At 69.5% G+C, this 10,881-nt stretch carries 11 protein-coding genes; 6 read left to right on the forward strand and 5 right to left on the reverse strand.

Annotated features, from left to right (window positions below; all coding sequences use genetic code 11):
* Window positions 1-142: 142 nt before the first annotated feature.
* The 5 genes from ACTJKK_RS10665 (at window position 143) to ACTJKK_RS10685 (ending at window position 4,054) form a co-directional block, all read left to right on the forward strand.
* Window positions 143-1,699: a Na+/H+ antiporter subunit D gene (locus ACTJKK_RS10665; protein ID WP_247623944.1), complete on the forward strand. Its 1,557-nt coding sequence runs from the start codon at window positions 143-145 to the stop codon at window positions 1,697-1,699.
* The gene (locus tag ACTJKK_RS10670) at window positions 1,696-2,298 is read left to right on the forward strand and encodes a Na+/H+ antiporter subunit E (RefSeq protein WP_247633335.1); all 603 of its coding nucleotides are present in this window, start codon (window positions 1,696-1,698) and stop codon (window positions 2,296-2,298) included. The genes ACTJKK_RS10665 and ACTJKK_RS10670 overlap by 4 nt, the downstream gene beginning before the upstream one ends.
* Window positions 2,295-2,564, forward strand: coding sequence for a monovalent cation/H+ antiporter complex subunit F (locus ACTJKK_RS10675; RefSeq protein ID WP_247623942.1), 270 nt, complete (start codon window positions 2,295-2,297; stop codon window positions 2,562-2,564). The genes ACTJKK_RS10670 and ACTJKK_RS10675 overlap by 4 nt, the downstream gene beginning before the upstream one ends.
* Window positions 2,561-2,950, forward strand: a complete 390-nt coding sequence (gene mnhG / locus ACTJKK_RS10680) for a monovalent cation/H(+) antiporter subunit G (protein WP_440747961.1) — start codon at window positions 2,561-2,563, stop codon at window positions 2,948-2,950. Before ACTJKK_RS10675 ends, mnhG begins: the two co-directional genes overlap by 4 nt.
* A 213-nt stretch (window positions 2,951-3,163) precedes the next feature.
* Complete coding sequence (locus tag ACTJKK_RS10685) at window positions 3,164-4,054, forward strand: endonuclease domain-containing protein (protein WP_440747962.1); 891 nt, start codon at window positions 3,164-3,166, stop codon at window positions 4,052-4,054.
* 74 nt (window positions 4,055-4,128) lie between these two features.
* Here ACTJKK_RS10685 and ACTJKK_RS10690 read toward each other — a convergent pair whose 3' ends face one another.
* The 5 genes from ACTJKK_RS10690 to argG all read right to left on the reverse strand — a co-directional run bounded on the left by ACTJKK_RS10690 (window position 4,129) and on the right by argG (window position 9,894).
* Window positions 4,129-4,890 carry an alpha/beta fold hydrolase gene (locus ACTJKK_RS10690; protein ID WP_247633333.1) on the reverse strand — a complete coding sequence of 254 codons (762 nt, stop codon included), beginning with the start codon at window positions 4,888-4,890 and terminating at the stop codon, window positions 4,129-4,131.
* A gap of 63 nt (window positions 4,891-4,953) precedes the next feature.
* Complete coding sequence (locus ACTJKK_RS10695) at window positions 4,954-6,825, reverse strand: YhgE/Pip family protein (RefSeq protein WP_440747963.1); 1,872 nt, start codon at window positions 6,823-6,825, stop codon at window positions 4,954-4,956.
* Window positions 6,822-7,691 carry a hypothetical protein gene (locus tag ACTJKK_RS10700; RefSeq protein ID WP_440747964.1) on the reverse strand — a complete coding sequence of 290 codons (870 nt, stop codon included), beginning with the start codon at window positions 7,689-7,691 and terminating at the stop codon, window positions 6,822-6,824. The genes ACTJKK_RS10695 and ACTJKK_RS10700 overlap by 4 nt, the downstream gene beginning before the upstream one ends.
* A complete protein-coding gene (locus ACTJKK_RS10705) occupies window positions 7,688-8,314 on the reverse strand; it encodes a TetR/AcrR family transcriptional regulator (protein ID WP_247633330.1) in 627 nt (208 codons plus the stop codon). The genes ACTJKK_RS10700 and ACTJKK_RS10705 overlap by 4 nt, the downstream gene beginning before the upstream one ends.
* A 146-nt stretch (window positions 8,315-8,460) precedes the next feature.
* A complete protein-coding gene (argG, locus tag ACTJKK_RS10710) occupies window positions 8,461-9,894 on the reverse strand; it encodes an argininosuccinate synthase (protein WP_247633329.1) in 1,434 nt (477 codons plus the stop codon).
* Between the two features lie 275 nt (window positions 9,895-10,169).
* Between argG and ACTJKK_RS10715 the strand changes: the two genes are divergently transcribed.
* Window positions 10,170-10,877 carry a ZIP family metal transporter gene (locus tag ACTJKK_RS10715; protein WP_440747965.1) on the forward strand — a complete coding sequence of 236 codons (708 nt, stop codon included), beginning with the start codon at window positions 10,170-10,172 and terminating at the stop codon, window positions 10,875-10,877.
* Window positions 10,878-10,881: the final 4 nt, after the last annotated feature.

The following is a 10,881-nucleotide window of genomic DNA, read 5'->3' on the forward strand; positions in this document are numbered from 1 at the left end:
AGGGATCCTCCTTCCGGGCGGATGCCGACACCCACGCCGCCGATGCCGACGAAACGGATGCCGCGGACGCGGCCCGAGACACGGCTTTCGATCCGGCATCCGACGACAACGCCCCCGAGCACACCGATGAGGAGGATCGCCGATGAGCGTTCTGGTCCCCCTCCTCGTCGGGCTCCCGCTGCTGGGAGCCGCGATCACGCTCGTCTTCGGTCGCAACGCGCGCCTGCAGGTGTTCGTCACCGTCGTCACGCTCGCCGCCGTCTCGGTGATCGCCGCCGTGCTGCTGGTCGCCGTCGACGCCGGCGACACCCCGATGGCGGTGTCGGTGGGCGGATGGCCGGTGCCGTTCGGCATCGTGCTCTACGTCGATCGGCTCGCCGCCCTCCTCGTGCTGATCTCGAGCATCGTGCTGCTCGCCGTGCTCCTCTTCTCGATCGGTCAGGGTGCCGCCGACGGCACCGACGAGACCCCGATCTCGATCTTCAACCCCTCGTACCTGATCCTCGCGGCGGGCATCTTCAACGCCTTCATCGCGGGCGACCTGTTCAATCTGTACGTCGGCTTCGAGATCCTGCTCGTGGCCTCGTACGTGCTGATCACGCTGGGCAGCACCGAGTCGCGCATCCGCACCGGCGCCGTGTACATCGTCGTGTCGCTCGTGTCGTCGATCCTGTTCCTCGCGTCGATCGCGATGATCTACGGAGCCGTCGGCACGGTCAACATGGCGCAGATCGCCGAGCGCATGGCCGAGCTGCCGCAGGAGACGCAGCTCGTGCTGCACCTCATGCTCGTCGTGGCGTTCGGCATCAAGGCCGCCATCTTCCCGGTGTCGTTCTGGCTGCCCGACTCCTACCCGACCGCGCCCGCCCCGGTCACCGCCGTCTTCGCCGGACTGCTGACCAAGGTCGGCGTCTACGCGCTCATCCGCACCGAGACGCAGCTGTTCGCCTCGAACAGCATCGACACGCTGCTGCTGATCATTGCGCTGGCGACCATGGTCGTCGGCGTGCTCGGCGCCGTCGCGCAAGCCGAGCTCAAACGAATCCTGTCGTTCACGCTCGTCAGCCACGTCGGGTACATGATCTTTGGTCTCGCGATCGCGACGCCCGCGGCCATCGGCGCCACGGTGTACTACATCGTGCACCACATCGTCGTGCAGACGACCCTGTTCCTCGCCGTGGGGCTGATCGAACGAAGAGCCGGCAGTACCTCGATCCTGCGGGTCAAGGGGCTGCTGAAGATCGCGCCGGTGATCGCCGTGCTCTACTTCATCCCCGCCATCAACCTCGGCGGGTTGCCGCCCTTCTCCGGGTTCATCGGAAAGTTCGCGCTCTTCGAGGCCGCGGCATCCGTCGGCACCCCCCTCATGATCGTGCTGATCATGGGCGGCATCCTCACCTCGCTCCTCACCCTGTACGCGCTCATGCGCGCCTGGAACCTCGCGTTCTGGCGTGAGGAGGAGGACTCGACCGAGACCGAGGGGCGCATCTCGTACCTCGGCAACGCGCCCGCCGCCGATGAGCAGCAGGAGCGTCGCCGCATCCCCAAGATCATGACGCTCGCGACCGCCGGCATGGTCGGGGTGACCGTCGCGCTCACCGTCTTCGCGGGCCCGCTCTACGAGCTCTGCGACCGCATCGGCGAGACGCTGCTGCAGCCCGTCAACCTCGTGCAGCTCGAAGAGGAGGTGGGCGGATGAGTCCCGAGGGCAAGCGCCACTTCTGGCGCGACCTGCGCGCCCAGCTGCCGTTCCTCGCCTGGCTGGTCGTGCTGTGGATGCTGCTGTGGGGGCAGTTCACGCTGCTGGCGTTCGTCTCCGGACTCGTCGTCGCGGTGTTCGTGACCCGGGTGTTCCGCCTGCCGACGGTCGAGCTGTCGGGGCGGGTCAACGTCTTCTACGCCGCGCTGTTCGTGGTGCAGTTCCTCTGGGCGCTGCTGCGCGGTGCCGTCACCGTCGCCATCCAGGTCTTCGACTTCCGCAAGCAGCCGGGCACCGCCATCATCGCGGTGCCGCTGCGCTACGCCGACGACCTCGTCATGACGCACGTCGCTGTCGTGTCATCGCTCGTGCCGGGCTCGCTCGTGGTGGAGGCCGATCGTGATCGCCGCGTTCTCTACATGCACGTGATCGGCGTGGATGGGATGGATGACGTCGAGAAGCAGCGCCGCATCGTGCTGCGCTGGGAGCGGAGGGTGGTGCGTGCGCTCGGCGACCCCGCGCAGTATCGTGCGCTCAAGGCTGATGAGCGGGCACGCGCGACCGCCGCCGGATCTTCGACGAAGGGCGGTGCCCGATGAACATCCTGCTGCTCGTGATCATGGTGGTGTTCGGCATCGCCGCGATCCTCACCGTCATCCGCATCTTCCGCGGGCCCACGATCCTCGACCGCGCGGTCGCCTCCGACGTGCTGCTCACCGAGGTCATGTGCGTGCTCGGTGCCGAGATGGCGATCAACGGCCATACCCGCAGCATCCCGGTGCTGCTCATCATCGCCGCGATCGGCGTCTTCGGATCGATCTCGGTCGCCCGCTTCGTCGCACGAAGGGACAACACGACGCCATGAACATCTTCGGTCTCGTCATCCCCGACGCCGTGATCGACGTCACGGTGCTCGTGCTCATCCTGCTCGGCGCGCTGCTCTGCCTCTCGGCCGCGGTCGGGCTGCTGCACTTCCGCGATGTGCCGTCGCGGCTCCACGCCGCCACCAAGCCGCAGGTGCTCGGACTCGTGCTCATCTGCCTCGCGGTCGCCCTCGCGCAGCGCAGCGTCGGCGGCATCCTGCTGGGGCTGCTGCTGGTCGCCCCGATCGTGCTCATGCAGTTCGCGACCGGCCCGCTCTCGGCGCACATGGTCGGACGCCAGGCCTACCGCAACGGCTCCGCCGATCAGCGCCACCTCGTCGTCGACGAGCTCGCCGACGCCAAGCAGACCCCGCCCGCCGCGGGGTAGTGCGCGGGGGCGTCGGCGTACCCAACTCAGGAACATCGGCCGATTGCTCGCCGAATCCGCTCGTTTGAACGTGTGTGGTGGAGTTCTTCCTGAGTTAGGTACATAGAGGGGCGGGTATCGACTCCTCCTGCACGGAGCGGGAGAAGATCGGAGTTCCGTGAGATCAGTGTCTGGTCGCTCCTCTGGCCAGCCGCGGACGCGCAGGATGTCGTGATGACTTCCACTCCCCGCGACCTCGCTCATGCGCTCTTCGTGCCGATGGTCTTCACGCGCGACAATCTGTTCGATCGGGGACACACCCGACGGTCGATCTCTCGCGCAGTCGACGAGGGGCGTTTGCGCCGCTTGCGTCGGGACCGCTACGCCGAAGGGGACATTCCGGAAGCGGTTGCGCATGCGTCAGCTATCGGCGCACGTCTCACATGCATCTCGCTGTTGCAGATGCTGGGCGTCTTCGTCCTGTCGTCGTCGGAGACGCACGTCCGGCTTCGGCGTAATCGCTCGCGCTTCGATGCCGCGCACGCGAGGCGATGCCGGCTGCATTGGTACGACGGCGAGCGCGACGCACTTCTTCACGTGACGGGGCTCAAGGAAGCGATTCTGCACTCGCTTCGCTGCCAGACGCCGCGCGCGGCGATCGCCACATTGGACAGCGTCGTCCACCACGGACTGATGACAATGACAGAACTGCGTCGGCTCTTCGACTCACTCCCACCTGGGTTCAGGGCGATCTTGAACCTGGTGGATCCGACGGCCGAGTCCGGCCCGGAGACCTTCGTGCGCTTGATGCTTCGGACTCTGGGCGTCGACTACGAATGTCAGGTCGTGATCGTCGGTGTCGGGAGAGTGGATTTCGTGGTCGACGGGTGGCTGATCATCGAGTGCGACAGCAGGGCCTTCCACGAGGGCTGGGAGAAGCAGAGGCGGGACCGTCAGCGAGACCTTGCGGCGATGAGGCTCGGCTACGTGACGGTGCGCCCTCTCGCCTCCGATGTCCTCGGCGATCCGGCGTCGGTGCAATGTGCATTGCGAGACGTGATCGAGCGGCTGGGCCCGCGACTCTCCGGTCGCCGCGGTACCCAACTCAGGAAGAAGGCGCGATAAGTGCCTGAAAAGCGGTCGGAATGACTGTTTGGACGAGTTCTTCCTGAGTTGGGTACAGGCCGAACCGACGCCCCTCACAACTCGGCGGCGAAGCCCTCGATCAGGCGGGCGGCGGGCTCGGAGTCGCTGATCAGCGTGCCGTGCCCGTGGTCGGGGATCACCTCGAGCCGGGCGCCGGGAATCGCATCGAGGATCGCACGGCACCAGCTCATCGGCGCGAGCGGGTCGTCTTCACCGCGCAGCACGAGCACCGGCGCCGTGATGCGCACGAACGCCTTCTCGGGCTGGTGAGCGATCGTGGCCCTGATCTTGCGGATCAGGTGCGGCCCGCCGCGCAGGTACTCGCGGGCGCCGCGCCAGATCACCAGCGGTCGCTCGCCCATCAGGTCGCGCATCAGGTACGAGCCCTGCGCCGCGAGGTTACGCTTGGTCTTGTCGACGGTGGGCCCGGCGAGTACGACGCCCGAGACGAGGAGCGGATGCCGTGCCGCGAGCTCCGCCGCGATCTGGCTGCCCATCGAGTGCCCGATCACCACGACGGGTCCCTCGCCCGTGTGCCGGAGGTATGCCGCGACGAGGTCGGCGTGGCGCTCCATCGTGAGGGTGCGGGTGGGTTCGGGGGCCTCGCCGAACCCCGGCAGGTCGAGTGCGATGAGCCGACCCGGGAGCCGCTGCGCGATGTCGAGGTAGACGCTGCGCCCCATGCCGATGCCGTGCAGCAGAAGGAACGTCGGCTCGCCCTCGCCGAAGGTCTCGGCGATCAGGGTCGACCCGGCGTGCTCGAACTCGAGGAGCGTGACGGGGGTCCCGGCGGGGGCGAGATAGCTGGTGGGCACCGTTCCACGTTAGTAGAGACGGCCTCCCGCCCCGCGCCGGGGACTCAGCCCCCGCGCCGGACCTCAGCCGATGAGGCTGGGCTGCAGGTCGCGCAGCGTGCGCCGATGCGTCATGCGTGTCACGCCGATCATCGCGAACAGCAGCGCACCGACCAACCAGATGCCGAGCACGATCAGGTCGCCGCCCGCTCGGGCGAGATCACCCCCGTACATCAGCTGCCGCATCGCATCGACGACGTAGCCGAGCGGCAGCACGTGGTGCAGCGCGGCGAGCGGGGCGGGCAGCGTCTGCCAGGGGAACGTGCCGCCGGCGGTCACGAGCTGCAGCACCATGAGCACCAGCCCGAGGAACTGCCCCACCGAGCCCAGCCACACGTTGAGCGCGAGGATGATCGCCGCGAACGTCGCCGAGGCGAACACCAGCACCCCGAGGGTGCCGAGCGGATGGTTGAACGTGAACCCGAGGGTGAGCGCGAGGATGCCCATGAGCCCCACCATCTGCACCGCGCCGAGCGCCGCGGGCGTCAGCCACCCGGCGAGCGTGATGCGGATCGGGGAGTGCAGCGCGGTGATCGCGCGCCGCGAGATCGGCTTCACGATGAGGAACAGCGCGTAGATGCCGATCCAGGCCGAGAGGGCGGCGAAGAACGGGGCGAGCCCGGCGCCGTAGTCCTCGGCCGAGGCGACCTTGTCGCTCGACACCTTCACCGGGTCGGCGATCGTGTCGGCCTGCAGGCTGCGCAGCTCGGGGGTGGATGCCGGGATCTGGTCGACACCGGATGCCAAGCCGTCGCGCAGTTCGGCCGCTCCGCTGGCGAGGGTGCTCAGTCCGTCGCGCAGCTGCGCCGCGCCGTCGTTGGCGGATGCTGCGCCCTCCGCGACCGTGCCCGCACCGGTGGCGAGGCTCGAGGCGCCGGTCGAGAGGGTCGCCGCGCCGGAAGCGACCTGTGCCGCGCCATCCGCGAGCTGATCGATCTTGCCGACATCCGCCTGCACGGTCGCGTTGCCGTCCTGCAACCGGGTCGCGAGCGGGTCGAGCTTCGCGAGAACCTGGTCGATCTCCTCGGGTGTGAGGCCCTGATCGGTGAGGATCGTCGTGATGTCGGTGCGCACCTGCGGCAGGGCATCCGTCGCCTGCTGCACGACCGAGCCCGCCCGGTCGGCGATGTCGGCGAGCTGGCGGTTGCCGTCGCTCACCTGCGCGGCGCCGTCGGCGAGGGACTGCGCCCCGGTCGCCAGGGTCTGGGCGCCGGAGGCGAGCTGTACGGTGCCGTCGGCCAGCTGGGCCGTGCCGTCGGCGAGGGTCGCGCTGCCCGTCGCGGCGGTGTTCGCGCCGTCGGTCAGCTGCGTCGCCCCGTCGGTTGCGGTCACGAGGCTGTCGCGGATGTCGTTGAGCCCGGTGAGCAGCCGCTCGGCCGCCTCGCTTCCGACCATCTCGGCCACCGAGCTGCGGATCTTCTCGACCGCCTGCGTGCCCATCGACGATGCGAGGTAGTTGTTCGCGTCGTTGGTCTCGAGGTCGATGCGGGCCTGGTGCGGGTCGTCGCCCGCGGCCGAGGTCAGCGCCGTCGAGAAGTCGGAGGGGATGGTCACGGTGAAGTCGACGGTGCCGTGGCGCAGGGCATCCGCTGCTTCGTCGGCCGTCATCCGCTGCCAGTCGAAGGCGTTGCCGTCGATGAGGTTGTCGGCGACGTCCTCGCCGTAGTTGACGGTGTCGCCGGCGGCGGCGTCGGATGCCGTGGACGGCGCCCCCGCATCGTCGACGACGAGAGCCACCGGCACCTCGGGGAACTTGGCGTAGGGGTCCTGGTTCGCCCAGAGGTAGAGGCCGCCGTAGAGGATCGGCACGCACACGAGCGCGATGAGCGCGATGACGCCCATCTTGCTCGCCGTCAGCCGCCGCAGCTCGGCGGCGATCATCGCGGGAACCTTCATGAGGCGGCTCCGTTCGTGTCGTCTTCGGGGTCGTCGTCGGGTTCGGGTTCGGGGTCGGAGTCGGGGTCTGTGGTGCGGCCCTTCGTCTCGTCGCTGCGCTCCTCGCTCAGGGACCGGGCCTCTTCGGGTTCGGGTTCCTGAGCGCCCGTCGTCTCGTCGCTGCGCTCCTCGCTCAGGGGCCGGGCTTCTTCGGCATCCGCTTCCGCCGCGGCATCCGCTTCCGGCTCGAGCACGAGTGGCTCGACCGGGCCGGAGGCGTTGACCGCGCCGAGCTCCTGCATCCGCTCCAGCGCCACGGCGGCCGAACCGCCGAGGATCACGAGCATCGCGAACCCGCGCTCGGCGAACTCCGCAGCGATCCGCCACCAGCCGTCGGGCGAGCCACCGTGCCGGTCGGGCGACACGAGCACGACGGCATCCGTTCCGTCGCGCAGCACCGCGAGTTCGCACAGGATGCGCACGCGCGCCGAGGGGTCGATGTTGCCGATCGGCACCGAGGCGAGCTCGGCGTATCCCAGCTGCGACAGCCAGCGCTTGGCGTGCAGCGGCGTCGCGCCGAGCCCGGCGAACATCAGCTCCTCGCCGACGACGCCCGCGAGCGAGATGTCGGGGTGCGGGTCGCTGACGTCGGGGGCGTCGACGAGGGCGACCCGGCGGCGCAGTTCCTTGGCGCTCTCGGAATCGTCGATCGTGACGCGACCGGTCTCGGGGCGCATGCGTCCGCTCGCGATCAGGCCGAGGACGGTCGGGCGCTGCTCGGTCTCGGCGAGGGCGTACCGCACCTCACCGGTGTGGAACTCGAGAGTCGTGGGCGGGAGGGCCTGGCCGTTCTTGCCCTTGCTCACGTCGTGCAGGGTGATCCTCATGCGGGGGCCTCCGTCGGGCCGGTGACGATGTCGGGGTGGGCGGCGAGCAGCTCGTCGGCTTCGCGCCACGAGAGCCCGGCGATGCTGAGCACCGCGCGCACGGCGAGGTTCGCGGCGCCCGTGCTCGCGGCATCCGTGCGGGAGATGACCGTGCGCGCGATCTCCTCGATGAGGCGGGCGAGGGTGGGGGCGGCGAGGTCGCCGCGGAAGCTGCCGTCGTCCTGACCGCGGCGTACCAGGGCGGCGACCGTGCGGCGCAGCGGGGCGAGCGCGTCGGCCGTGTGCTGCACGTGCGCCTCGTCGAGCGCGAGGGCGGCCGCGACCTGCACGTGCGCGGCCTCGTGCCAGAGGCGTGCGGTGAGGCGGGCGAGGGCGAGGCGGGCGTCGGCGTCGGCCACGGATTCGGCGATGGCGTTGAAGCGCTGGGCGCCGGTCGAGATGAGCTCGCGGATGAGGGCTTCGCGGTCGTCGAAGTGGCCGTAGAGGGTGCGGCGCGAGAGGCCGGCGCTGCGTGCGATCACGTCGACCGAGGCGTAGGGGTCGACGGAGAGCGCGGAACGGGCGGCGTCGAGGATGCCGGCGCGGTTCTCGACGGCGTCGCGGCGGGGTGCGCGGGTGGTCATGGGTTCGAGTGTACTTAATGTGCACAGTTGTGTGCAAGATAACTCGACGGACTCACAGCATCCGCTCGTGCCACGCACTCCGCGAGGCCGCACGGAAAAGGGGGCGGATGCCGCAGCATCCGCCCCCTGATCGAAACCCGTGAGGGTCAGTCGGTGCCGGAGTCGAAGGCCGCGCCCTCGGAAGCCGTGTCGACCGCGTCGGCGAGGTTCTCGTCGACCTCTTCGACCGCGCCGGTGATCTCGCCCGACTCGCCCGCGGTCACGCGACCGACGAGCTCGCCCGTGGCGCCGCCGACGAGGCCGAGGCCCGCGTACTGCTCGAGGCGGGCACGCGAGTCGGCGATGTCGAGGTTGCGCATGGTGAGCTGGCCGATGCGGTCGACCGGGCCGAAGGCCGCATCGCCGACGCGCTCCATCGACAGCTTCTCGGGGCCGTACGACAGGTTCGGCGAGACGGTGTCGAGGATGGTCCAGTCGTCACCGCGGCGCAGACGGATCGTCACCGATCCGGAGATCGTGAGGCCGACCCAGCGCTGGATCGACTCGCGCAGCATGAGCGACTGCGGCTCGAGCCAGCGACCCTCGTACATGAGGCGACCGAGGCGTCGGCCCTGCTCGTGGTACGTCGCGAGGGTGTCTTCGTTCAGGATGCCGTTGACCAGGCGCTCGTAGGCGATGAACAGCAGGGCCATGCCGGGGGCCTCGTAGATGCCGCGCGACTTCGCCTCGATGATGCGGTTCTCAATCTGGTCGCTCATGCCGAGGCCGTGGCGTCCGCCGATCGTGTTCGCCTCGCGCACGAGCGCGACCGGGTCGGAGAACTCGACGCCGTTGAGCGCGACCGGGCGGCCGGCCTCGAACGTGACGGTGACGTCTTCGCTGTCGATCGCGACCGACGGGTCCCAGAACTTCACGCCCATGATCGGGTCGACGGTCTCGAGCGAGACGTTCAGGTGCTCGAGGGTCTTGGCCTCGTGCGTCGCGCCCCAGATGTTGGCGTCGGTCGAATAGGCCTTCTCGGCCGAGTCGCGGTACGGGAAGTCGCGGGCGACGAGCCAGTCGCTCATCTCCTTGCGCCCCCCGAGCTCGGTCACGAAGTCGGCGTCGAGCCACGGCTTGTAGACGCGCAGACGCGGGTTGGCGAGCAGGCCGTAGCGGTAGAACCGCTCGATGTCGTTGCCCTTGTAGGTGGAGCCGTCGCCCCAGATGTCGACGCCGTCCTCCTTCATGGCGCGCACCAGCATCGTGCCGGTCACCGCGCGTCCGAGGGGAGTGGTGTTGAAGTAGGTCTTGCCGCCCGAGCGGATGTGGAACGCGCCGCACGAGAGCGCCACAAAGCCCTCTTCGACCAGCGCGGTCTTGGCGTCGACCAGGCGCGAGGCCTCGGCGCCGTACTCGAGCGCACGGCCCGGGATCGAGTCGATGTCGTCTTCGTCGTACTGGCCGAGGTCGCCGGTGTACGTGTAAGGCACGGCGCCCTTCTCGCGCATCCACGCGACGGCGACGGAGGTGTCGAGTCCTCCGGAGAAGGCGATGCCGACGCGCTCGCCGACGGGCAGGGACTGGAGGACCTTGGACATACCCTCCAGTCTACGGCGGGCGGCGTGTCGCTCCCGAATGCGTGACGGCATCCGGATGCGGACCATTCCGGACTGCTGCCGGCGTCCGGCTGGCGGCTCCGGCTGCTGGCTCCGGCGCACGCAGCGGAGGAGATCGCACGCAACGGAGGAGCGAATCCTCGAATCCGTCCTGCGGAGCGAGAGATCTCCTCCGTATGGGAGAGAGATCTCCTCCGCACGGGAGAGGCGGATGCCGTCGGCGCGCTGTCGTGCCAGAGTGGGCCACGGAGGTGCTCATGGGCGCAGCAGTGCTGTGGGGCGTGGTCGCGGCGGCGCCGCTGTTCATCGGTGCCGTGCTCGCGATGCTGCGGAAATGGCCGCCGCGCTGGCTGGGCATCGTGCTCGGCTTCGGTGCGGGCGCGCTCATGGCCTCGATCGCCTTCGAGCTCTGGGAGGAGGGCCTCGATCGCGGGGGCCCGTTCCCCCTGGTCATCGGCGTCGCCCTCGGCGCGATCAGCTACTACGTCGCCGCGCGGATCCTCGACGCGCGCGCCGCGAAGAAGAAGGGCGACGCGGGCGGCGGACAACTCGCCGTCGGTGCACTGCTCGACGGCATCCCCGAGCAGCTCGTGCTCGGCATCGGCCTCGCGTCCGGCGAACCGGTGAGCATCGCGCTCGTCGTCGCCATCCTCGTCTCCAACCTGCCCGAATCGATCGGCTCGGCCGCCGACCTGCTCGACGGCGGCATGAAGCGCTCGCGCGTAATGCTGCTGTGGGCCGGCGTCGCCGTGATCTGCGCCGCCGCGACCGTCGCGGGCTTCGGCCTCGCGAGCATCACCGGCGACGCGTTCCGCACCGCGGCCAGCGGTTTCGCGGCCGGGGCGCTGCTCGTGATGCTCGTCGATTCGATGGTGCCCGAGGCCCAGTCCAAGGCCAAGGAGTCGACCGGTCTCGCGACCGTTCTGGGCTTCGCGCTCGCCGCAGGTCTCGCGCTCGCCGGGTAGCGGT

This window comes from Microbacterium sp. 22179 (assembly GCF_052045715.1).
Classification (GTDB): Bacteria; Actinomycetota; Actinomycetes; order Actinomycetales; family Microbacteriaceae; genus Microbacterium; species Microbacterium galbinum.

Coding starts and splice junctions, on each gene's coding strand:
- ACTJKK_RS10665 (WP_247623944.1), top strand. CDS start 143: ATGAGCGTTCTGGTCCCCCTCCTCGTCGGGCTCCCGCTGCTGGGAGCC.
- ACTJKK_RS10670 (WP_247633335.1), top strand. CDS start 1,696: ATGAGTCCCGAGGGCAAGCGCCACTTCTGGCGCGACCTGCGCGCCCAG.
- ACTJKK_RS10675 (WP_247623942.1), top strand. CDS start 2,295: ATGAACATCCTGCTGCTCGTGATCATGGTGGTGTTCGGCATCGCCGCG.
- mnhG (WP_440747961.1), top strand. CDS start 2,561: ATGAACATCTTCGGTCTCGTCATCCCCGACGCCGTGATCGACGTCACG.
- ACTJKK_RS10685 (WP_440747962.1), top strand. CDS start 3,164: ATGACTTCCACTCCCCGCGACCTCGCTCATGCGCTCTTCGTGCCGATG.
- ACTJKK_RS10695 (WP_440747963.1), bottom strand. CDS start 6,825: ATGAAGGTTCCCGCGATGATCGCCGCCGAGCTGCGGCGGCTGACGGCG.
- ACTJKK_RS10700 (WP_440747964.1), bottom strand. CDS start 7,691: ATGAGGATCACCCTGCACGACGTGAGCAAGGGCAAGAACGGCCAGGCC.
- ACTJKK_RS10705 (WP_247633330.1), bottom strand. CDS start 8,314: ATGACCACCCGCGCACCCCGCCGCGACGCCGTCGAGAACCGCGCCGGC.
- argG (WP_247633329.1), bottom strand. CDS start 9,894: ATGTCCAAGGTCCTCCAGTCCCTGCCCGTCGGCGAGCGCGTCGGCATC.
- ACTJKK_RS10715 (WP_440747965.1), top strand. CDS start 10,170: ATGGGCGCAGCAGTGCTGTGGGGCGTGGTCGCGGCGGCGCCGCTGTTC.